At 59.5% G+C, this 22,118-nt stretch carries 11 protein-coding genes, 8 pseudogenes and 1 riboswitch; of the genes and pseudogenes, 5 read left to right on the top strand and 14 right to left on the bottom strand.

Annotated features, from left to right (window positions below):
- Window positions 1-1,273 precede the first annotated feature (1,273 nt).
- From IVB19_RS38080 to IVB19_RS38030, 11 genes and pseudogenes are all read right to left on the bottom strand, one after another.
- Window positions 1,274-1,892, bottom strand: a pseudogene (locus IVB19_RS38080) (ISNCY-like element ISBva1 family transposase); the annotation flags it as partial.
- A 1,859-nt stretch (window positions 1,893-3,751) separates the two neighbouring features.
- Window positions 3,752-4,622: pseudogene (locus tag IVB19_RS38075) on the bottom strand (5-methyltetrahydropteroyltriglutamate--homocysteine S-methyltransferase); the annotation flags it as partial.
- Window positions 4,623-4,719: 97 nt separating this feature from the next.
- A riboswitch (cobalamin riboswitch) is annotated at window positions 4,720-4,915 on the bottom strand.
- A 178-nt stretch (window positions 4,916-5,093) separates the two neighbouring features.
- A complete protein-coding gene (locus tag IVB19_RS38070; RefSeq protein ID WP_247822235.1) occupies window positions 5,094-5,261 on the bottom strand; it encodes a hypothetical protein in 168 nt (55 codons plus the stop codon).
- Between the two features lie 742 nt (window positions 5,262-6,003).
- Window positions 6,004-6,207, bottom strand: a complete 204-nt coding sequence (locus IVB19_RS38065) for a 4Fe-4S binding protein (RefSeq protein WP_247822234.1) — start codon at window positions 6,205-6,207, stop codon at window positions 6,004-6,006.
- Window positions 6,208-6,806: 599 nt separating this feature from the next.
- Window positions 6,807-8,021: an EAL domain-containing response regulator gene (locus IVB19_RS38060; RefSeq protein ID WP_247822233.1), complete on the bottom strand. Its 1,215-nt coding sequence runs from the start codon at window positions 8,019-8,021 to the stop codon at window positions 6,807-6,809.
- Window positions 8,022-9,517: 1,496 nt separating this feature from the next.
- Window positions 9,518-10,412, bottom strand: a pseudogene (locus IVB19_RS38055) (SMP-30/gluconolactonase/LRE family protein).
- Complete coding sequence (locus IVB19_RS38050) at window positions 10,409-11,236, bottom strand: citryl-CoA lyase (protein ID WP_247284006.1); 828 nt, start codon at window positions 11,234-11,236, stop codon at window positions 10,409-10,411. Before IVB19_RS38050 ends, IVB19_RS38055 begins: the two are co-directional and overlap by 4 nt.
- Window positions 11,237-11,291: 55 nt before the next feature.
- Window positions 11,292-12,557 carry a CaiB/BaiF CoA transferase family protein gene (locus tag IVB19_RS38045; protein ID WP_247822232.1) on the bottom strand — a complete coding sequence of 422 codons (1,266 nt, stop codon included), beginning with the start codon at window positions 12,555-12,557 and terminating at the stop codon, window positions 11,292-11,294.
- A gap of 54 nt (window positions 12,558-12,611) precedes the next feature.
- Entirely contained in the window at window positions 12,612-13,637 is a 1,026-nt protein-coding gene (locus IVB19_RS38040) for an ABC transporter substrate-binding protein (RefSeq protein WP_247822231.1), read from the bottom strand.
- Between the two features lie 33 nt (window positions 13,638-13,670).
- Window positions 13,671-14,444 carry an ABC transporter permease gene (locus IVB19_RS38035; protein ID WP_247822230.1) on the bottom strand — a complete coding sequence of 258 codons (774 nt, stop codon included), beginning with the start codon at window positions 14,442-14,444 and terminating at the stop codon, window positions 13,671-13,673.
- The gene (locus tag IVB19_RS38030) at window positions 14,428-15,216 is read right to left on the bottom strand and encodes an ABC transporter ATP-binding protein (protein WP_247822229.1); all 789 of its coding nucleotides are present in this window, start codon (window positions 15,214-15,216) and stop codon (window positions 14,428-14,430) included. Before IVB19_RS38030 ends, IVB19_RS38035 begins: the two co-directional genes overlap by 17 nt.
- A 161-nt stretch (window positions 15,217-15,377) precedes the next feature.
- Between IVB19_RS38030 and IVB19_RS38025 the strand changes: the two genes are divergently transcribed.
- Together IVB19_RS38025 and IVB19_RS38020 are read left to right on the top strand one after the other, a co-directional pair.
- The gene (locus IVB19_RS38025) at window positions 15,378-16,067 is read left to right on the top strand and encodes an IclR family transcriptional regulator (RefSeq protein WP_256474635.1); all 690 of its coding nucleotides are present in this window, start codon (window positions 15,378-15,380) and stop codon (window positions 16,065-16,067) included.
- Between the two features lie 229 nt (window positions 16,068-16,296).
- A pseudogene (locus IVB19_RS38020) lies at window positions 16,297-16,457 on the top strand (IS1380 family transposase); the annotation flags it as partial.
- A 250-nt stretch (window positions 16,458-16,707) separates the two neighbouring features.
- Here the strand turns inward: IVB19_RS38020 and IVB19_RS38015 are convergent.
- Window positions 16,708-16,953 (bottom strand): annotated as a pseudogene (locus IVB19_RS38015) (hypothetical protein); the annotation flags it as partial.
- Between the two features lie 181 nt (window positions 16,954-17,134).
- Here IVB19_RS38015 and istA point away from each other — a divergent pair.
- Window positions 17,135-18,529, top strand: a pseudogene (gene istA / locus IVB19_RS38010) (IS21 family transposase); the annotation flags it as partial.
- A 1,404-nt stretch (window positions 18,530-19,933) separates the two neighbouring features.
- Here the strand turns inward: istA and IVB19_RS38005 are convergent.
- Window positions 19,934-20,182 (bottom strand): annotated as a pseudogene (locus tag IVB19_RS38005) (LysR substrate-binding domain-containing protein); the annotation flags it as partial.
- Window positions 20,183-20,564: 382 nt separating this feature from the next.
- Here IVB19_RS38005 and IVB19_RS40915 point away from each other — a divergent pair.
- Both IVB19_RS40915 and IVB19_RS38000 read left to right on the top strand, forming a co-directional pair.
- Window positions 20,565-20,900, top strand: coding sequence for a ubiquitination-like system serine protease family protein (locus tag IVB19_RS40915; protein WP_524536792.1), 336 nt, complete (start codon window positions 20,565-20,567; stop codon window positions 20,898-20,900).
- Window positions 20,901-21,122: 222 nt separating this feature from the next.
- Window positions 21,123-21,305, top strand: a pseudogene (locus IVB19_RS38000) (integrase core domain-containing protein); the annotation flags it as partial.
- A 322-nt stretch (window positions 21,306-21,627) separates the two neighbouring features.
- Here the strand turns inward: IVB19_RS38000 and IVB19_RS37995 are convergent.
- Window positions 21,628-22,047, bottom strand: coding sequence for a c-type cytochrome (locus IVB19_RS37995; protein ID WP_247822227.1), 420 nt, complete (start codon window positions 22,045-22,047; stop codon window positions 21,628-21,630).
- Between the last annotated feature and the right edge of the window lie 71 nt (window positions 22,048-22,118).

The raw sequence follows: 22,118 nt of genomic DNA, 5'->3' as shown, positions 1-22,118 counted from the left end.
GGGCTTCTGGATCATGCCGCAGCGGTCGATCAGGATGTTGCAGCTCATCTCGGCTAAGCGCTCGCGAGCGCCATGTGTGACGCTGTTGGTTTGTCGACGGAAACGCTGACCAAGACGCGTCTCGGTGATGTCATGCCTGCCCTCCAGCGATTGGTCATATCGGCTTCTTTACTCGCTCGCGTGCCATCAGGGGCCCGCCTGCCCCTCTGCATGTCGATGCAAAGGGCTAACAGCCGCCTGTTGCGCAGGGGTTTGCAACGAGTGTGCCAGCGCTGGCTGAATACAAAAACCCACGTCTGTAGAGCTAGATAGCTGGTAGGATGCGGATTGTTATAAACCTGACCCTGCGTGGCACCGACAGCCGTACCCGCTAACGCCCTGTCTGAAACAAAACAATCACTTGCGCTCTCCGCCAGCGAGATAGCTAGAGTCTTCACGCGCGCCGACGTCACTCCGGTGCGCAGCTTTGCTTGGCGCACCCATCGAGCGACCGCAAACACGATCGGTTCGAGAGAGTCCAGCGCACGTAGATGCGCCGATGGTGTTTGCGATCGATACTGAGCAAGTGATGATGAGCGCTGCAGCACCTCTTCCGGATGACTAAGAGAACTCAGTTGTTAGCAGAACGCTTTGTTTCACTTACACGCGATCTTTCGCTTCGCTCGTCATTACACTTGATCTCGTGGAGACGCGCTCTAATGTGGCGGCACGCGATCTCGTGGAAAGCATTGGGGCTGATCGATTCTCAAGCCGCGATAGCCTTAAAGGCGTAAGCTCGTGGCCTTTGCTCATTCGGGGTAAAGAGGTCGGCGTTCTACAATGGCCCCGTCCGTGTCATTCGGCAGTCCAGTTGCAGCTCGCTTCAGCATCTCGGTAAGACACGCCGCGACGCAATTCGGCGCTTCGATCGGGCGCGCGTCGACTTTTTTCTATCGCTGCTTGCGGGAGCGTGACGCGGTGAGCCGACGCCGGCACGCAGCACCGAGTGCAGGGACAACGAGGCCCGTCTGATGATGAGCGCAAGGCATCAGCGCGGGCTGAGGGCCCGTGGATAGCCCACTTTTATCTACTTCCCGGCGCGAAATTGATGCTTGTTTGGCCAACGGCATAAACGAAAACAACCCCCGCCGGGTGGACGGCGGGGTCTGAAGCGAGCATGATGGGTGCGACGTCTACGGAGCGGCTCGGCTGCTCATCGTCCGGCCGATGTTGCCGAGGTTGAGATCACACCGAGGGTGACCTAGCGCTGCATTCCGGCGTCATCCTTCTATCAGCATCGATTGAGGCCGTTTCGCCGCTTAACCACGCTGATGCGTCCATGGCGTGCGCCATTTTTGGCCATCGCGGAACCAGCGCTTCTTCTGTTCGCGCTTGCGCTCCGCGCCTTTTGCTCGGTCGATTGGGGATGCATACCCCCCAATTCTCTCGCAGCGGCCTCGTTCCTGGCAGAGTAGAATCCCGCGTCAGTCGCCACCAGCCGCGGCACGCCCCGTGGTGGGTTGCGGTGGCCGGGATCAACAGATCGCCATTGGGCCGCCGGAAATAGACTTGGTCGACAATCTTGCAGCTTGCTCATTTTGCCGAACTCATTGGGCTTGCCGGCTTGTCCTTACGGATGATCTCGGTCGACGGCTCGAACACGCTGAGAACCTTTTCTTCCACATGAGCGCCGCCGTGGAAGATGCGCGCCCGGGCTCTTGACGCATCACCCGCTGCACCAGCGGCAACATCCTATTGAGCTCCGCGCGGAGCCTCTCCAGTGCGATCTGCTGCAGAATGTCCGTCGCCTTATTCACTCCTTTGGATATTTCTGCGCTTGCGGAAATAAAGCGTAAGACACCAGTCACTTCCAAAAAAGAGATTCTGGCCAATCTGTGAACTCCAATTCGAAGCTACGTAGGCCAGTAAGTTTGGTGGTGAATCTAAGGGTCTTCCCTGAAAGGGCTGCCAATGAGCCAGATGCGAACTTGAATACTGTCGTGCCGGAAGTTGCGACTGCAATGCCTTGCTCGCCTTCCATGCTAGAGAAGCCAGTCGCCTCGGAGAGTTGCCCAATTGCAACTCCCTCCAGCGCGCGGTGAAATTCCAGGGACGCTAGGTACGTTCCTTTATCAGCAGCCCACTCGCTGACCGACACTGCTGTAATCCCCGCGTCACTCGAGAGACCATCCGCGATCCGGCAGCCATATTGAACCGTGAGAATGACCCGCTCGTTCCGAACTCCGACCGGCTCTCTATCGGCGGCAGTGATCGTGCACGCGTACCGCCTTGTGTCCGCAACCGCGCTCGCGCTTAGCCCGAGCAGATCGAGAGCGGAACATAATGCAAAAGCGATAACGGCTCTTCTCATTCGGCTACACCTAGTCTGGAGTATTGTTCCCCTGCTCTGTACAATCTGACGCTACGGCCGATTCAAGCTTCTTCGATCGCTCTGTCGGATGAAAGCTACTCATGGTGACCGCGGTTTCGCAGAAACGGCGCAATCGGTGTCCCCCTCCACCTGTGGACCTGGATGGGCGGCCCGAACGGTTTCATTATCGGCGCTCAGGGTGCGCCGCGGGGCCAGCACATCGGTGAACCAAGGCTGCATTTCAGCTCGGCGGCGACCATGACGAGCGCTGCGGCCTGCGGCGACGGAGCCTACGTTTCTGACGCAGGCGCATGCGTTCTATGAGCCGACGCCATTTTGCGCGCCAATGACCCGCCGCAAAGGTCGCCAATTTTGCTTGACAGTGTCAATGTAAAAGGAAACGTGGTCGCTAGGAGCCGTTCAAAGGCAGATTGCCGCTCAAGCAGGCGATCTTCGAGAACCTTACGCTCGAGATCACTTAGCTCGCTTTTAAGCCTTCTTCGACAGCGCCAAATGTCATTCCGCACGTATCTGATCTCATTCAATCGATCGTCAATCGAAGCCATCACGGACACCATATCTCACTTGAACCAGCCATGGACAACTGTTCAATCACGTCCTTCCCTCGGTAAGATGCCGATGAGATCTCACGACCTCGCCATCTGCGGACATGATGTAAGGCTCTCCTACCAACATGTCCTCTTGTACCGAAGTCTTTCAACGCAAGAGCACGAACTGACCATTGCTCTGCAGAAGTTCAGCGATTTTTGCGATCAGCGCGCAGGATTTCAAAAGCTGCCACTCGGCCGTGAGTGGGTCGAAATGGTTATCTTATCCCAACCCACACGCGGCCAGATATGTCAGGCCGGCACTTAAGCTGGTGTCGAATGGAGTATCCCAGTAAATCGGACGGTCGTACCGTCAAACTCTGCGTACAGATTTGAGATCGGCAATTGCCATGCCAGCGAACCCAGATAAGCCATGTTCAGGCTTCGGCGCTCGTCTGTTACAAACGAGCGGGATTTCGGCGGCGGCGCAAAGAGCCGGCCCGGATATGAGCTCGGAGAGCCTTGAGTCGGCAGGGCGAGGCAAAATCGTGAGCGATGCGCACCGCCGGGCGCCTCGGCTCAGTGTCTCGCCGTAGACCAGCGTAGATCTTTTTACCGCCGTCCCACGTGTGGCCGGCAAGCTGGCAATTAGATCTCATCACAAAACTTTCTGTGCGATGATGTCTAGCCGGGACTGCCGCTTGTCGCATCTGTGACAGTGTATGTATTCATCAAACCAAGACATCCGACGTTGTTCGGTAGCCCGGACTCGTTTTCTGACTAAATCAGCAGCTTGCATGTCAGGTGCAACTGGCATGGGGTTTCTATTGTCCAACGGCACCGTGAGCGCCGCTTTGGCGACAATTGCGTCCAACTGGTCGGGTGCCCGAACCAGATCGACATGAAGCCCGGCAACGGGCAAGGCCAAGGTTGTTTCAAGATTGTCGCCGATAGCTCCGAAATATGTGGCCAGCATGATTTTAAGGGCCGGCACAACCTTTGCGAAATGAGCATAGGCCCGGCGGACAGCCGCCCGAGATGCTTCGTCGACGTCCGTCACCAGGCATGGCTCGTCGAGCTGAACCCATTCAGCACCGCGCGAGGCTAGTTCGCGTTGAACATCGACATAGACTGGGAGGAGCCGATCGAGGCAGCGACAGTGGATTGAATTCGGGATTAACGCTTTTGCCGAGCTTCAGGAAAGTGACTGGGCCAACTAGGACGGGGCGCGTTTGGTAGCCGAGGCTTTTTGCCTCCTCATATTCCTCGATGGGCTTTCGAGAGGAATACTTAACGATCTGATCCCGGTGAAATTCCGGCACCGCGTAGTGGTAGTTGGTATCAAACCACTTCGTCATTTCCTGTGCGGCTACGCCAGGCCCATGCTGAGCGTGACCACCGTCCTGAGCGCCACGCGCCATGGTGAAGTAGGCCTTGAGCGACACAGGACCTTCGGTCCAGCCGTAGACGTCGGGAATGGCGCCGACCATTACGCTGGTATCGAGCACATGGTCGTAAAACGAGAAGTCATTCGACGGAATGACGGTCGCGCCGCGGCATTTCTGCTGTGCCCAATTAGCGACACGAAGTCCACTCCCCGCCTCGAGGAGCTCGGCTTCGCTGGAGTTTCCCGCCCAGTAGCTCTCGAGCGCGAATTTGAGTTCGCGTCGTGGGCCGATGCGTGACATCCCCAGTGTGGCAACGGGAAGCGAAAGAAAAGACATAGCTCAGACCCCATGATTGGGGCAAAGGTCATGGCGGACGCATGCAGCGAATATCGCGTGAGCGACAGCTGCTTGCGCACACCGGGACACCCCCCGTGGACGATATATTGTCGAGGCAAGTCTCCTGGCTCGCGGGTCGTCGCTGCTGTCCGGCCTTCCCGAAGCCGCATGGCTTCAGTGACTTCGTTGGACAGCGGCTCGCCGCTTACGCGGGGGCAGCGCCGGCATTGCACCGGCTTCCCTCTTAGCTCCGGATCAAACGAAATCCGAAGACCACGACGGCTGGCATTAGGCGCACCAGGATCGATCCGTCAACCTACTAAGTGTTGCCGCGATATTGACCAAAAGATTGCGAGCTGCACCAGGTAGGGCACAACGGTCTTACTCCCGGCCTGGTAAAAACGCGTGGATCTTTGGAGTCTCCGCTTGTGAATGCGTCCGCTCAACACCCTCTTGGCGTAGTCGGATGAGCTAACGCGAGCAGAACGAACGCGCTGGGCGGTCCGACATCTGCGTGATCGCGACAAACCTGGTCTTTTCCGTCAGCACCTTCTCGAACTCGCCCGTGAGGAAGTTGCGATCGTCCTCGGGCGGCATCCGCTTGATCACAGCGCCATGAGGCTCCTTAGGAATTGCCAAGGCCGGATTGCTCCAGGATCGAACGGATGATCAGGTCGGACTGCCTGTGTTCGACAGACCCAGGGACGAGCCGCGAGCTCGATCGCTCCGTAGCGTTGCTCAAGATGATCTCCTCGGTGCGCTAAGCACTTACGTCCTGAGCAACTTTGGCGCGCGCCTTCGTTGTTTCCGTCACCGCTGGCGAGTAGTGCAGCCTGGACCTTGGCCTGCGCGACATCGCAGGAACAGTTCCGGATGTCAGGATGCACGCTGACTTGCGAAACTGGAGTATGCGGCGGGAGAGCGGGCGGCGGGGATCCTGTTATGACCCTACGCTCCATGCACCTGTGCATGGTGAGCGTGGGCAACCGGCTGCCGAGCTTCTCGTACGTCTTCAGGATCTCCGGACCGATCTCTCGCGCGTGCAGACCGTCTCTTCGGCTTCGAAGTGACGTGGCTTTAGATATCCTGCGAGCCAATCTTGGGATATTCGACACCCGTCCACCTCGCCTCGCCTCGTCAGCCAGCGACAATAAGTCTGAACGCGGCGACCTGGAGCATCGAGGCGGCCTTGTCCTTATTCGAGACAATTTGACGGTGTCCTCTAGAGCCATTCGAGGGTTTCTCGGAGTCATCAGCGCCTCAAGCTCATGACGATGTTGATCGACCTCGATGCGCCCCACGCGGACGGCGGCCTCCTCAAGCTCGACATCTACTACTTCGTTCGCGAATCGAGCGGTGAAGCCTTCTGGACGCGGGCTGCTTATGTTGTCTTAGACGGGACACAGGTGTCAGGCACCGGACAGACCACCGCGCATCGCGGCGTGTCGGAATGGCCCTCGCACTCCGTACACTTTTTTGCATCGATAACGTAAATGTCGCGCTTGAGGCTGATCGCCGCGTTGGGACACTCGAACTCACATGCCCCACAAACGGTGCATTGCGAAGCGACGATCTTGTAAGTCATGCCTTCGACTCCTTAGTAGCGATGCCATTGGCGATCCCTTTCAAATGCCGTGCCAAGGACAGGCGCGCTCAATGATGGGCAATTTGCCCAATTGTGCTGTCCCGGGCCTGAGACCATGTTGCATCTGCGACAGCAACGGGCCACTTCAATTTCAAGCCATACGAGCCCTCGGGCCCTACTCCGATAGCCAGTCGCGACTCGGCCGCTGCGAGCTTCCGTCGGTTTGTCTGGCATGGCAGCGCGGGCCCAAGCGACGCTCGACGATTCCGAAACCGGCGGCGCGACTAAAAGCCCCGTGCCGACGCACGTCTGCGCCCGATCTCGGCAAACCTCCGGTCACCAGCCCTGACTGGAGGCTTTGTCCAAGCCGCGCTCACGGCTGCAACGTTAACTCCGCGGATTGACTCGCTGGAGGCTTGCCAAAACGGCTTTGTGCTACAATGACCTTCGGCGTCGCTTCGGAGGGCAATGAAGTTCCGCCGGGGACGCGATACTGGCTTTGCACGCAGTCAGCCGAATGCCTGGTGCCGAGTAGGCCTGGCGGCGGGGGCGAGCGCTGGTACGCTTTGCCTGGCTGTGCTCAGACACTCCTCATGCAACTATTTTGGACGAAGTGGAACAGGGCTGAAAGATGACTGTGCAAATTGCTTCAGCGGCATGGCCTTTCCGAACAGATGGCCCTGCGCAAGGTCGAACCCGAGTTCGGTCACAGCGATCAGGTCGGCGTGGCTCTCCACGCCTGCGGCGACGGTGCGCACACTGTACTCTTTGGCGAGATCGACGATATGGCGGCACACCGTTCGCTTCAGTGGCCCATTTCCGCAACCGGCGACGTACTGCCGGTCCACTTTTAGTTTCATGAACGGGAATTTTTCGACCCCCATCAGCTCCGGCCAATTGGCGCCGACATTGTCGATCGCAAGGCCAATGTTGTGAAAGCGAACCTCACGCGCGACCTCGATCAGGAGATCTAGGTTCTGGATCGCTTCCTCGCTCTCGATTTCAATCGTCAAGCCGCCGAAAGCGGGGTGCGCCGGCATGCGCTGACAGAGATCGCGTACCGCGTGCGGGTCAATCAGGAATGCTGCCGGTAGATTGATGGAGAGATCGACCGAAGTTTGCTGCTCCAGAAGATACTGCCAATCCTTGATTGCGCGGTCGATCACGAACTGCGACAACTCCCTAAAATGCGGATCGTGAGCCTCCGGGATAAAATAGGCTGGTGGAACACCGCCCCAGGTCGGATGCCGCATTCGCACAAGCGCCTCGGCGCCGCGGCGGCTTAGGGCACACGGGTCAAAGTTCGGCTCATACCAGAGCTCGAGCCAGCCAGCGTGTAAGGCTTCTCCGACATGGACTGCGGGACGGGCCGCCGGCTCTCTGGGCAAGAGCATGGCGACCCGATCGCGCAGCGTCTCGGCTGCAAACGGCGTCCTCAGCGGCGGCAGCATATCAAGTCCATATTCGCCCCCGACCTGCTGCACTGCCGTCATGACGATCGACTCGCGGGCGCCGAACGCCAGCACTCTGCCTGCAAATTCTTCGCGTACGAGTATCTCGAGCAATCGTCCAGGCTCGATGCGATCCGAGCCAATGCCGAGCAGGATCAGATCGGGGAAGTCCGTGCAGAGTACGCGCGGCAGCTCGTCAGCAGTCCCGCATTCGCTGATCACAAACCCCACATCCTCTAGCACGTCGCGTAGAAAGGCGCGCAGATGCCGCTTGCCCACGGCCACGCACGCTCGCGGCCGCACCTTACGCTGGCCGAAGATTACAGGTTTCCCTCCGACCAGTTCGGCCTGCCCATGCTCCATCGCAACCACTCCCCTTCCGTGAAGGTCCCTTAAACGAGGAGCGAAGGTCCAAACAAGCAGTGCTTGCCATTATCTTTCGATTCTTCGAGGTAAGCTTAAGATAGTGCATTAGCGTGCAAAATCTTTCGCGATGTTGTTCAGACGATTTTGTCGGGCGCACCCGTATGATACCTGTCCCGGCTCGCGCAAGTTTGTACGAGTGACGCACACGACTGTGGGGAATCTCACCTTCAGACGCGCCGAGCTGACGCGCCCTATGCCACGGCGATTATCATGCTGCAAGATGTACTGAATCGACTCTCGTGAGTGATGACCGGCAATCACTCCTACGAAATGTTTGATCGGCATGGCCGGCCTGCCCACGCGCGAATGTGCCGTCTCGTGGATTTCCTTTCTAATCGAAAAAGGTCCATCATGAGTTCGCAGCATGTCAAGCCGCAATCGACTCTGAGAACGGCAACAGCTTGCACTTACCTCACCTCTGTTGGTTATAGCGAGTGCGGACGTCCTATTCCCTATCGAGCTTGATAGTTGCTCTCAGTTGCGTTCGCTGATCCTTCTGAACATGGATATCCTCAAGTGGGACTGGAGGGACTAACGTGACGGGTGTTCGTGTTGGCGCTGAAGCGCAAGGTTTGCCCCACGGGGGCACGGCTTTGCGCAAAGGCTGCCAGGAGATGAGAACGCGATCGTAAGAGCCGTCGGAAAGCTACTTTCTGAATTAGGTGGCCCCGGTCCAGAGTTCAGCCTTGAAGGCGCAAAGCAGGCTGCTTTGCGCCTGATTCAGGATCCCGAAGAGGGCTTCATTTTTGTCATCGAGGAACAAGCCACCGGGCAGATTGTAGGGATCGCTGCCATCTCGGCTGTACTGGCCGTGAGAGCAGCTGGAGCGTACGGTGTGCTCTGAGCCCGGTCGGCATCTGCTCGAGGCGGTACATTCGGAGGCGAAGCGCCGAGGCTGGCAGATGATTGAGGTTGCGTTGCCCCTGATGGCTATCCGGCCTTAGAACGGGTACACCGTTTCTACAAGGAGAGGGGATATCGGGTTGGAGGATTGCGCGCGCGCAAGAGGCTAAGACAGTGCTGCGACCTCTCCTCCACACAGTGAAAGCGCTACTCGGCGTGTCAGTAAAGACTTTCAAAGCAGCAAATCCTGCTGCTTGTTGGTTCTCAAAACGAACGCTCCAACGCGTGCGTCGCGGCCGAGGATAATTGAGAACCTCGATGCGGTGCTTACTCCCACTGCGAGCGGGTTACATCTTCGACCTTTTTGGCTTGTATCAGCCATCAAATCGTTCTTCATAGTGCGACGCGATACGATGGTGTTCTCAAGGCTCGTGGACCGCGAGCCGAAACCTGCCCGGTTAAAAGCGCGGAGCCAGGTCGGCAGCGCAGTTGGCGGGCGAAGCCCGGCCCAGCCTTACAAACGATAGCCGAGTCGTTCTTCGTGCTTCCCACACAATGCGAGTTACTGAGGCACTCCTGCTGGCGAACGTTCAAGGGAGGTGATCGAGATCAGCCATCAACACTGATCCGGTAGAGGATTTCCGTAATGAGCAATGTGCCGTTTGCCGCCTCCAATACGAGGTTCGTGCAGGTCGCCCCACCGCAGGACTTGATGCGCCCAATCGTTTCGCCGTTCGGCGCCATGACGAAGACGTGGCCGAGGGAGGCGTGCGCTACAAAGAGCCGCCCTTTTTTATCCATCGTCAGCCCGTCAGGACCGCTGGCCCCGAAGAACAAGCTGAACCGTCCCACCTTCCCGACCCGCCGTCACGCATCAGCGGCACGCGGCAGATGCTGTTGTCGCGCGTCATTGCAACGAACAACACGGCCTCGTCGGGACTGAGCACCAGCCCGTTCGGCTTGGCCGTTCAAAATCAGGCAATCGAGCCGGCCGTGAGGACACAGTCGGAACACCCGGCCGGTCGGATCGTGCAATCCAGTTTGCCCCTGATCGGTGAAATAGATGTCGCCGTTGGTCGCGATATGCAGGTCGTTGCAGCCTCTGAAGGACTCGCAATTGAGGTGCCCCAGTAGCGGGCTGATAGTATCCCGCTGCGGATCGAGCTCGATGAGGCCGTTCATGTAGTCGGCCACCAGCCCCCGGCCATCAGGTGCGATCTTCAGACCAATCGGCCAGCCGTCATATTCGATTATCAGAGGCCAGATCCCGTCGCGCGAAATCCGGAACATGCGGCCGAAGGGGATATCGACGACGTAGAGATCCCCGGACTTGTCGAACGACGGCCCCTCGATGAAACAATCCACCGATGGCCTCCGCGGTTGGCATCCGGCCCATTTCGAGGAAACACCACGGCGACGAAATTCCGCGGCATCGACGAGAACACGCGGGTCAGCCAGCTGAGGCGGCTTGTCGAGATACATCATGACGGGCCTCCCAGCGTGCGGCGCGGCTGTCCCTCATATTTGTAGCCAAACTGCTTGGGCATCGGTCCCTTGTTACGATCCTTGCGCCTGGTCTGTTCCCAGGCGTGGGCCAGGATTCCGACCGCTCGCGACAGGCAGAAGACGCCGCGCGCCAGCGGCGGCGCGAATCCGAGCTCGCCGTAAATGACCGCGGTCGCGCCATCAATGTTCATTGGGATGAGTTTGCCCTTGCGCTGCTGCATCACCCGCTCGATCGCGCGGGCGGCCTTGGCATAGTCGCCGCTGACACTGCCCTCAGCACTTGCGTCATCCACCAGCGCCAATAGCGGTGCGGCGCGGGGGTCGACCGAATGAAACCGGTGGCCGAAGCCGGGCAGATATTTGCCGCGCCTTGCAGTGAAATGGTCAATTGCGGCGGCCGCGGCCTCGCCGATCTCTAGGCCATCGCGCCTCCGCAGCACATCTTCGTAGAGTTCGACCGCCTGCTCCCCTGCTCCGCCGTGCACCTCATCGAGTGTATTGATGGCGGACGCCATCGCACCATTCAGGGGCAGCCCGCAGCTCACCGCCATCTGCGCAATTGCGATGGAGGGCGCGTGCGGACCGTGGTCAACGGACGCGACCAGCGCAGCTTGCAGCAGCCGCTCCTGCGCTGGCGTCGGCAGATCGCCGCGCAACATCAGCCAGATCATGGCGGGAAAGGAAATCCGGCCGATCAAATCTTCGATTGGATAACCCCGATAGGCGATGCGACCGGGCGCGATGTCGCAGATGGAGGTTCGCCACCAACGGGCCGCTTGCTGCCGCAATTCTTCTTCGCTCATATGCGGTTCCACCCCTTCAACCCTGCCATTGCCGATCGCCGCAAGCCGTCGAATATCATGATATTGGTCCGTCCGCGGCTACGCGGACGGGCAGGAAATCAGCCACCCGTTGCTTTGGCGTCCCGACGGCCCGGGTTGAGACCAGCTGCTCGACCTCCGCATACGAATAGCCGAGCCGCTGCAGCCATCGCTCGGTGTCTGCTCCGAGCGTCGCAGGTGGTGAAGGCACCGAAAACTCCTCATCCAGCCGGAAGCCCGGCCGCATGATTCGTAACGGCTGCGCACCATCTTGTTCTGGGGCCAAAGTCTCGACGAACCCGCGCTCGAGGAGCTGTGGCTGCTGCAAGATTTGGGAGACCGTCAGCACGCAGCCTGCGGGGACTCCAGCCAGATTCATTTGGGCCTCCCATTCTTCAGCGGGCTTGCAACTCAACGCCTGGTTCAACTCCGTGTTCAGCGCTGCGCGATGGACCTTGCGCATCTCGCGCTCAGCAAAGCGTGGATCCGTCTTCAGGTCCGGTCGGCCAATCAGGTCGCATAGGGCTTGGTACTGCTTCTGCTCGTTGGCGGAAATGTTCAGCGGGCCTGTTGCGGTGCGGAACGTGCCGGAGGGAGCCGCGGTGAAGTTCTCGTTGCCGATGGGCTGCGGCTCGACACCAGCGTTCAGGTGGTTGGAGACGACCCATCCCATCGCTGCAACGGTGGCTTCGAGCAGGGACACGTCAATGAACCGACCGCGGCCGCTATGCCGCTGTTCGACCAGAGCCGCGGCGATGGCAAAGGCAGCAGTCAGTCCCGCAATCGTGTCCGAGATCGGAAAGCCCGTGCGCAGGGGAGCCGAGGCCGTATCGCCAGTGACGCTCATGGCACCAGACAGACCCTGAACAATCTGGTCATAGGCTGGACGGGCGGACCACGGCCCGCTCTGCCCAAAGCCGGAGATCGCGCAGTAGACGAGACGCGGGTTCTGCCTGCTGAGCACATCAAAGCCCAGGCTAAGCCGTTCCATCACCTTCGGCCGGAAGTTTTCGAGCACCACATCGGCTTCCTTGACGAGTCGCAAGAATACCTCGCGGCCCGATTCCGACTTCAAGTCCAGCGCCACGGATTGCTTGCCGGCGTTCACCGCGACAAAAGAGAGGCCCTGCAGGCGCTCTGCCCTTTGCGGATCGGCGCCGAGGCGCCGCGCGAGGTCGCCGCCGTTCGGATTTTCGACTTTGATGACCTCCGCGCCAAGACGCGCGAGATGATAACCGCAGAACGGACCGGCCAACACGTTCGACAGGTCCAGGACGCGGATGCCGGTGAGCGGCAGAGACATCTGAAGACGCCTTCCTTTAGGTGATCCGATGGTCAGGCCTTGGCCGGCGGGCAACTATTTCAGTTGTTGTGCGGCGCGTTCCGCGAAACGATTGGTGAAGGTTTTGTTCAGGTCGATCTTTGCGGCAGCAATTTTTGGATCAAAGTCGCTTAGGACAGCCAACGGGACCTTGGCCGCCTCCATGTCCATCTGTCCGGTTGGCGAGAAGAGCGCTTTCGATGCGTTCATGATTTCGATATTCACCTCGCGATTGTCAGTCTTGTAACCAGGAGGAATCGTATCGACGAGCTGCTCCGTCGGCGTTGCGTTGATCCAGCGGTGAGTTTTGAGCAAGGCGTTGACCAGGCGCTGGACCGTTTCGGGATTTTTGTCGATGAAAGTCTGCTGAAGGTAGAGACACGCGGTCGGATAGGACCCGCCGAAGGCCTGCTTTGAGCCTTCGATCGTGCGCGCATCGAACAGCGCTGTCGTGTTCTTCTTGCGCGCGAGAAGCGTCGCGATGGGATCGAAATAGACCAGGGCATCGACGTTCATGGCCTCAAGCGCCACCATGCCCGGTGCGCCGCTGCCGACGGCAATGATGTTGACATCGCGTGAACCCAAACCTGACTTCTTGATGTAGTAGCGCGCCATACTCTCCGTCGATGACCCCGGCGCCGTGATCCCGAGCCTGAGACCCTTCAGGTCGGCGCCGGTTCTGACCTTGTCGGCGAGGTCGCTGCGGACACCGAGCAGGACGCCGGGAATGTCATTCAGCAGGAACACGCAGGAAATTTGCTTACCCAGCACCTGCATCTGAATGGTATGATCGTAAAAGCCGATAGTCCCGTCGACGGAGCCGCCGATCAGGGCCTGCAGAGCCTTTGAGCCACCGGCCTGGAAGTTCTCGACGGTAACGTCAAGGCCTTCTTCCTTAAAGGAGCCAAGCTTCACTCCAAGTTCGACAGGCATATAGTTGAGGATTTGTGACCCCACCGCGATCTTCAATTTTGTTTTCTCGGGCTCGGTGGCATGCGCCAAAATGACCGAGAATGCGGCCAGCGTCGCCACCACCGGCGTCAATCTTATGGAAACGTGCATGCGAACCTCCATAATTGATGGGAGAGCGTACGATCAGCTTTCGTGCGCAGGCGCCGGCCGCCAGACCAGGAGCCGCTTTTCCGCGCAGTCAACAATGGCATCGAGGACAACGACGAAGGCGGAGAGAACGATAATTCCTGCGAACACTCCGGTCGCATCGAGGACGCCTTCGGCCTGCGCAATTAAGTGCCCCAATCCTGCGGACGAGCCGAGATATTCCGCGACCACGGCTCCCATCACAGCCATGCCGACGGACACCCGCAGGCTCGACAGAATCCAGGTCGTGGCGGACGGCAGGTAGACGTGCCGTAGCAGGGACGACTTCGATGCACGCAGCAGGCGGGCATTCGCCAGCACGACCGGATTGACCTCGCGGACGCCCTGGAACGTATTGAAGAATGCGACGAATAGAACCAGCGTGACGCCGAGCGCAACCTTGGAGGTGAGGCCCAATCCGAACCAGATGACGAAAATGGGTCCAAGCAAGATCCGCGGGATTGCATTGAACATCTTGATAAAGGGCTGAACGACTTCGGCAGCAAATGGGCTTAAGCCCAGCCAGATCCCAAGTGCTGTGCCGATCCCGATGCCAGCCAGGAACGACAGGACGGTCTCCAGCAATGTTATGCCAATATCGCTCCAAAAGTCCGCCCTCGACATCCACTCCCCGATCCTTACGACAAGTGTGGACGGTGCCGGAAAGAAGAAGGGATCGATCAGTCCGGCCCAGACGCCCAATTCCCAGATCAGGATCATGCCAAGGAGGATGGCGAACTGCGTGAGAGCGACCCTACCCCTGCGTGACATAGCTTTTCTCCACTTCGGCGCCGAGGAGCGACCAAATTTCACGATAGAGCGCGACGAATTCGTTGGTGGTCTGCAGCGCAGAAACATCGCGCGGACGAGGGAGCGTGATCCTGACGTCGGCAACCATGCGGCTGGCGGGACCGGCAGACATCACAACGACGCGGTCCGCCAGCGTGATCGCCTCATCGAGATCATGGGTGATGAAGATGAGCGAGCGCCGGTCCGCCTGCCAGAGGTCGAGCAGGATGCGGTGCATGAGTCGGCGTGTGTGAACGTCCAGCGCGGAGAACGGCTCATCCATGAGAACGATTTTGGGCTCCATGATCAGGGTTTGTGCCATCGCAACGCGCTTGCGTTGGCCGCCGGACATTTGATGTGGATAGCGCTCCTCGAATCCCTTCAATCCGACCTTGGCGAGCCAGGGCCGTGCCTGCTCGCGCGCTTTCGCGACCGACCTGCCCTGAAAGACGAGCCCGAGGCCGACATTGTCCTGGGCGGTCTTCCATGGCAGCAGCCCTTCCTGTTGAAGCATGTAGCCGGACTGACCGTTCAGGCCCGTAAGAGACTTGCCGAAAATGCGAACGTCGCCGGCGGCGGGCTTCAGCAGTCCGGTAACAGTGTTGAGAATGGTCGATTTTCCGCAGCCGGTCGGCCCCACCACTGCAACGAATTCCGTCTCGGCCACCTGGAGGTTCATGCTTTTGACTGCCGTGAAGTCGCCGAAGCGAATCATGACGTCGTGCAAGTCCACGGCAAGTCCTGGCCGCCCCATTGTTTCGCTCCATAGAACTTGTTCTGAAACCTGGAGCCGAGTAGCTCGCGTTCTCATGAGGAGTCAATCGTATTCTGATGTGCAGGATTGTCGCGCTAGCTTGGGTGGACTCCTGACGTCATTTTGACTATCGGTTCTGCAGATCAGAACCAGAGGCATCCATGGTAAGAACAGGGGTTGATGCGGTCGCGCGGGCACTGGCAATCCTTAAGGCATTCGACCCGGAGCGCGCCGCGATGACGCTGACGGAGATTGCGGATGCGACTGACCTCTACAAGAGCACAGTCCTTCGCCTTGCCGCATCTCTGGAGGCGGATGGCTTCCTGGTGCGGGGTACGAACCGGCTATTTCGACCCGGACCGGAGCTATGGCGCCTTGGGGCGCTCTATCAGCGCGGGCTCGACCTTGGTGACCTGATCAGACCCTCGCTCCATCGTCTGGTCGAGGCTACCGGAGAGACCGCATCCTTCTACATCGCGGAGGGCGACGAGCGCATCTGCCTTTATCGCGTCAATTCTCCGCGTTCGGTCCGGCATCACCTCGAAGAGGGTCACCGACTGCCGATTGACCGCGGCGCTGCCGGCCGTGTTCTTACCGCCTACCGCGATTCTGCATCAACTGATGGAAAGAAGGTCAGAGATCGTGGCTTCTACGTCTCGATCGGCGAGCGGGATCCTGAGGTCGCGGCTGCAGCTGTGCCTGTGATCGACGTTCATGGCCAATTGCGCGGCGCTCTCTCGGTCTCCGCCATTCGGAGTCGGTTTGATGCAGATGCTCGGAAGGCTGCGATTCTAGTTCTGAAGTCCGAGGCTAAAGCGCTGATCGGTCTGCTGCCCGCAAGCGAGCGCTGAACTACAATGGCAGCGTTCCGTTCATGACGCACAGCTCAGCGGGTGCCGCAAGGGCCTCTCCTAAGCGCAGCGTGCATTTTTCACATTGTTGAGGAGCATCGGGGCGCGAATCGGCGAGGCGTTCTTTTGCAACAAGAATTTGGTGGTTCAAGGAATGCCCTGATAACGACAGAGCGCAGTGCAGTGGTGGGACGCCCCTGAAGCTGTTCCTGGAGTCGTCCAAGTGATCCCGCCGCAGATCATCCTCGATCTCGACGCCACCCACCTGTACACGGGCATCAGGAGGGAGGCTTCTTCAAAGGCTATTACGCTGCTGTATATGTGCTGGTGTTCTGGAGGCGGCATCTGCTGAGGGCCAAGCTGCGGCGCGCGGACATCGATGCAAGCGCGGCCGGAACGTTGCGCAGATTGTGCGGCCGTTCGACCCATTTGGCCACCATCTTCGGCGTGGTGTTGAACTGGCGCGCGGCGGCGTGCATTGCTCAGTCCCGTTTCCACACACCGCACCATGGCCTCTCGACCTTTCGGCGTCAGGGCAGCCTTCTTGTGGCTGCTCATCTGGTCTTTCCGTGGAACACTGAAGATTCGCAACTTCAGCTTCCTGGGTTCGGACCAGATTGACAACCTCCTGAAAGACCACATCTAGCTCATGCACCGGCGTGGTCTTCACACGCCTGATGATGTCGAGCGCCACTGTCTGATTGGTGTCGCACCCCAGGCACCGAACTTCCAAGTAAGAATAACCGACATTGATCGCGTCGCCGATCGTAGGTGACGGCGGGGTCGGTCCCTTCCACGCCTCGCAAGCCAGCTTGTCGGCTTGCTTGCGCGCCCTCCTTTGCCACGCCGGCCGACATTCTGATTGGGTGCAAATGCGGCGCGGCAATCAGGATGGAAGTGCAGCGTCAATCAGGATGAGAGAGCTTCGCCGGGCTCGTGACGCAGGGAGGGCGTAGCCCGACCGGAGTTACGAGCCCGGCGACGGCGCGATCCGAGCGGACCGCGCCGTCTGGTGATCGCGGCTGGCCGGTGATGGATGGTTCTTCTCGCCAAAGAGGAATCACCCGTTGCCAGGCTGCCATGTCACCGATCACCAGATGAGGCTCTACATGAGGTTCCGTCAAACCAATTCGCCGCCAGAGGCGGCCGCGAAGGCGTCGTTCAGTTCGTCGACCGCCTATCGGCTCGAGAAGGATCTGCGTCTTCCGTCGCAAAAGAAGTCACCGCGGCAAAGGCGCCGGCCGGATCCCTTGGCTAACGTCTTCGGCCTGGAGGTCGTGCCGATGCTGAAGGCGGCTCCCGGCGTGCGGCCCGTGGCGATCTTCGAGGAGATGCTCCGACGCCATCCTGAGCTGGGGGCTGGAATCCGCCGCACGCTCGAGCGCCGGATCCGCGCCTGGCGGGCGATCCACGGCGAGGAGCAGGAGGTCATCTTCCGCCAGACCCACGAAGTGGGCCAGGTCGGCCTGTCCGACTTCACCGATATGGGCGAGCTTGGGGTCGCCATCGCTGGCGTGCCGCTCGATCATCGCCTGTATCACTTCCGGTTGGCCTATTGCGGGTTTGAACACGCCCATGTCGTGCTCGGTGGCGAGAGCTTCGTCGCATTGGCCGAAGGGCTGCAGAATGCCCTGTGGTCGCTCGGTGGGGCACCGCGGGAGCATCGGACCGACAGCCTGTCGGCCGCCTTCTGCAATCTCGATCGCAATGTGAGGGACGATCTGACCAGGCGGTACGAGGACCTCTGCGCCCACTACGGCATGCGGCCTTCCCGCAACAATCGCGGCATCGCCCACGAGAACGGGGCGATCGAGAGCTCGCATGGCCATCTCAAGCGGACAATCGCCGATGCGCCGCTGTTGCGCGGCACTGCCGACTTCGATGATCTTGCCGCCTATCGAGGCTTCATCGACGAGATCGTCAGCCGCCGCAATGCCCGCAACGCCAAGCGGATCGACCACGAGCGCGCCACCCTGCAGGCGTTGCCAGATCGCCGCACCTCGGACTACGAGGAGGTGATTGTCCGCGTGACGTCAAGCGGCGGCTTCACCTTGCGCAAGGCGTTTTACACCGTGCCGTCGCGTTTAATCGGGCACCAACTGCGGGCGCGTCTTTACGACGATCGTCTCGACGTGTTTGTCGGCGGCACCCATCTCGTCACCCTGCCGCGTGGGCGGCCGCATCCCAACGGTAAGCACGACCAGGTCGTCGATTATCGGCACGTGATCCATTCCTTGCGACGCAAGCCAATGGCGCTGCTCAATCTCGTCTACCGTGATCGGCTGTTCCCGCGCGATGCCTATCGCCGAACCTTCGATTGCTTGCGCGAACGGCTACCGGACAGGAAAGCCTGCCGGATCATGGTCGATCTGCTCGCACTGGCCCATGAGCGCGGCTGCGAGGCCGAACTCGCCAATCAGCTCGCGACCGAGCTTGATGCCGGCCGACTGCCGACCTCAGACGACGGCGCCCTGCAAGGCTAGGATCTCAGGAGCGCGAGGCAGCCATCGACAGCGCCATGAGCCGCCGCCTTCATCAGCAAATGCGGCAGCCGTAAGCCTCCGAAGCCGGCCGGACCAAATGCCCGGGTTGAGCCGATTTATGCCTCCCGCGACGACCTGGTGTATGTGCCTGCATGGATGATGATTAGGACCTTTACGAGAAGCGGCCTTGAGGGACGACCGGGTTTGACGGGATTCTGAGTCGAGAAGGCCCTCATCATAGGGCACTTTCGGCTTCGGTAGGTTCCCCTTTCACGCCACGCTCGTCGAGCGCCTGACGCGCCGCGCCGGTGAAGCCATCCGGCGTCAGCTTCGAGGGACTGGCACGGCCATGGGGCGTGGCCGAGCCGTACGAGACGGCCCTTGCCCCGAGCGGTGCGAAGCGCGCGCAAGGCCTGATCTTCACGGCCGAGCTTGGTGAACTCACACACTAGGAAGAGAGCGTCATCCTTCTTGCGCTCGATCTTTTCAAGCGAGGTCTGATGCTTTGGCATCGTGGTCTCCGTTCCCACAAAACATGGATGCATAAACACGAAAACGTTCAATAAAATAGGACAAAACATAATTACACCACTCCGACGCACCGGGGCGGCCATCCTAATGCCTCGACGGAGCCGCGATTCCCGTTGCCGGCTGGCTGATTCCTCGTGGAAAAGGGCGAAGGTATCCTGTCCAACCCGATCTTGGCCGAGACGGCAGACTCGGCGTGCTCTTCCCACCACAGGCCAGCGGGTCGCGTATCTCGCCAGCGCTGGTGAGGCGCCACGGGGCATCATCGACGGTGTCTCGCCAGCCGACAGGGAGGAAATCCGCGGGGATCCAGACGCCGGACGGGAGCTGAGAAGCGAGTTCAGTTTTGAACTGCTTGGATGCCGGAACGGGAGGACTGTCAGAAGTAAGCGTTTTTCTGACAGTGCTTTTTCGACGCGCGATTGCGGAGCTCACCCACGCGAGAGTGCTTGCTCTTGGAGGCTCGACGCAAGGGTCATCGAACCAACGGAATAAGAAAGCCCCAACCAGCGACGGTTCCTGGGTCGAACCACGGCGTCTGGGCTGTGCGCGACAATCCGTCCGCCAGCGGTTGATGGACGAGCCGGCGCTCCGCGCCGGCCACTACACATCTGTACGAGAAGCCTCGTGAACACTGGTTTGACGATGTCGCAACAGAAGCCCAGCGGGTCGGTTTCAATGGGTCGCTGGACGCTAAGGCGTGAATGAGCAGCAGATTATTTATGTATGCCCTTCCATCGCAAGCCGCAGCGCCTTCGGGATGCGCTGCGCTTTCTGTTGGACCGCCGGGCCGCCGACCGGCAGACATAATTTCAGAATGTTGATTTCGAGGGCCGGACGAAGATGTCCGTCTCGCTATTCCAGATACGGCGTCAGCACATCTTCGATCCATTTCATGAATGCGCGGACTCGACGCGACAGATTGCTCCGATATGCTACGACGAGGGACACGGCGAGCGCCCGGCGACGAAAATCGGGTATGATCTCCACAAGCGCTCCACTCTCTAAGTATCGGCCAATCCCCAAGAGTGGCGCCTGAAGCGGGCCAAGGCCGGCGAGGGCAGCGGCTTCGTAGGTCTGCGCGCTGTTGACGTGTAGCGCACCTCGGCGGATCGAGCTTGTTCAGTCGAGGCGTCTACAATATGGAGCAAGTCCGAGCAGCCGGGCTCTACAGAACCGATCCGATAGCCTATCGTTCGCTCATGAAGGAAGGATATATCAAAGGCGTACGGGAGGATCGTCCAGCAGTCGTGCAGTTGAATGGCTTGATTGCAAGCCTTGCTGTCGGTGAACTGCTGGCGAGGCTGCACCCCTTTCGAGACGACCCCAACGCGAGCTTTGCCGTGCACCGCATCAGCCTAAGTCACGGGATTTACGAACACGAAAGCGAGGGAGCGCCGTGTTCTATGCTCTCACGCAATCTTGGCCGCGGAGACGTCGAACCTCTTTTGGATTGGGCCGAACTTAGCTCTGTCGGAGCGGCGGCATGAACCGGCTTTGGCCTCGGATCCGACAATGGCTCGGGCTGAAAGAGTTTGTCACTCCCACTCACATAGAGGATCTCCCCGACGACCTGGAGCCGAATAGACTGTACCTGGTGGGAGCGGCAGCGGAGCCTTGGTCGGCCGCCTTATTGTGTCCATGCGGCTGCGGCGCCGCTATCCAGCTGAGCCTGATTCGAGATGACGATCCGCGGTGGAAGTTGAGCTTCGACGGGGCTCACGCAGCTACGTTGCATCCATCTATCTGGCGGATCAATGGGTGCAGAAGCCACTTTTTCGTGCGGAGGAACGAGGTCATCTGGACGAAGGACCGTCGCTAACCCTCCACCTCTTCGAGGCCGTGCCAAACCCGGATTATCCGTCCCGAACGAGGCAATATCAACATTGCTGTTGCCTCGAGGAGGCTTTGCTTCGCGCGTCGGCGAGCGTACATGATCGTGTCCCCGGGCGCGGTGTCGTATGAAAGCGCGGAAAACTCTGATTTGGCGATATCGCAACAGGATACTAAGTGCTTGATTCCATTGGGGCGCTGGAGGGCGATAGCCTGGCGGGACAACGTCTTCGTCGAGCGGCTATGGCGCAGCGTAAAATACGAGGAGGTCTATCTGCGAGCCTACGAAACCGTCGGCGAGGCGCGACATTCGATCGGCCGGTATCTCTGCTTCTACAACGCACGAAGGCCCATTTCGAGCCTTGACGACATGACCCCGGATCAAGCCTACTTTCAACCTTCCGCCGCTCCGCGCGGCGGCCTAATCTCGGCAGAGGCTCCACTTATCGACGCGGAAAGTCTGTTCAGACAAGCGGGACCAGCTCTCCGCAGCAGACGCCCCCACAGACTCGCACCGATTGTGATTTCTTTGCAAATATAATGGCTTGCGCCGTTCCCAACCCGCGAAGGCACAGAAACCAACTTAGATGCTCGGGCCCATCTCTGTATGATTGAATTTGAATACGGGACATCGCTACTCAAACCTGCAAGCGGGGCGGGACAGATTGTATGGCCTAGAGAACCCCAGAGGACCTGCCACGATGCGCATTAGCTGCTTACTTCGCACCGTTTGCCAAGGCCGGTGTCTGCGATTGAAGCTGATCGAACCCCATTCCGGCAAGAGCCAATGGGTCGCTTGGCAGGACCACGTCGCCAGCTATTTTTCCGTTTTTGCTCGAGATGAATGCGATCAATGCACTCACCTCAGCGTTACTCAACGTTCCAGGCGCGTTCTTCGGCATGTTAGTCTTGATGAAAGTGAATAGGGTCGCGACGCTGCCACCAAACCACTTTTGGGTGAACACAGAACCCCTAAGGGGTGGACCGACGCCGCCCGAAAGATCCGCCTTGTGACAAAGCACGCAAGCCGAAAGAACTTTATTTCGACCGTCTTGTGCTTGGACATCGGTAAATGTGAGTGGAAGTAATGTTGCTGCACGCGCCGCACCGCTCTGGTTACCGATAGAAGCAGCCATCGGAAATCCGAGCAGTGATGCCCCACAGACCGACAGCGCTATTCTAACGTTGTGCCTAGAGAGCATCGCGC

The sequence above is a fragment of the Bradyrhizobium sp. 187 genome, assembly GCF_023101005.1.
GTDB lineage: Bacteria > Pseudomonadota > Alphaproteobacteria > Rhizobiales > Xanthobacteraceae > Bradyrhizobium > Bradyrhizobium canariense_D.
The sequence above is the reverse complement of the archived record's forward strand: the minus strand, read 5'-3'. Positions and strand labels throughout refer to the sequence as shown.

Coding starts and splice junctions, on each gene's coding strand:
- IVB19_RS37995 (WP_247822227.1), bottom strand. CDS start 22,047: ATGGCTGCTTCTATCGGTAACCAGAGCGGTGCGGCGCGTGCAGCAACA.
- IVB19_RS40915 (WP_524536792.1), top strand. CDS start 20,565: ATGAACCGGCTTTGGCCTCGGATCCGACAATGGCTCGGGCTGAAAGAG.
- IVB19_RS38030 (WP_247822229.1), bottom strand. CDS start 15,216: ATGGGGCGGCCAGGACTTGCCGTGGACTTGCACGACGTCATGATTCGC.
- IVB19_RS38045 (WP_247822232.1), bottom strand. CDS start 12,557: ATGTCTCTGCCGCTCACCGGCATCCGCGTCCTGGACCTGTCGAACGTG.
- IVB19_RS38050 (WP_247284006.1), bottom strand. CDS start 11,236: ATGAGCGAAGAAGAATTGCGGCAGCAAGCGGCCCGTTGGTGGCGAACC.
- IVB19_RS38060 (WP_247822233.1), bottom strand. CDS start 8,021: ATGGAGCATGGGCAGGCCGAACTGGTCGGAGGGAAACCTGTAATCTTC.
- IVB19_RS38040 (WP_247822231.1), bottom strand. CDS start 13,637: ATGCACGTTTCCATAAGATTGACGCCGGTGGTGGCGACGCTGGCCGCA.
- IVB19_RS38025 (WP_256474635.1), top strand. CDS start 15,378: ATGGTAAGAACAGGGGTTGATGCGGTCGCGCGGGCACTGGCAATCCTT.
- IVB19_RS38035 (WP_247822230.1), bottom strand. CDS start 14,444: ATGTCACGCAGGGGTAGGGTCGCTCTCACGCAGTTCGCCATCCTCCTT.
- IVB19_RS38065 (WP_247822234.1), bottom strand. CDS start 6,207: ATGACTTACAAGATCGTCGCTTCGCAATGCACCGTTTGTGGGGCATGT.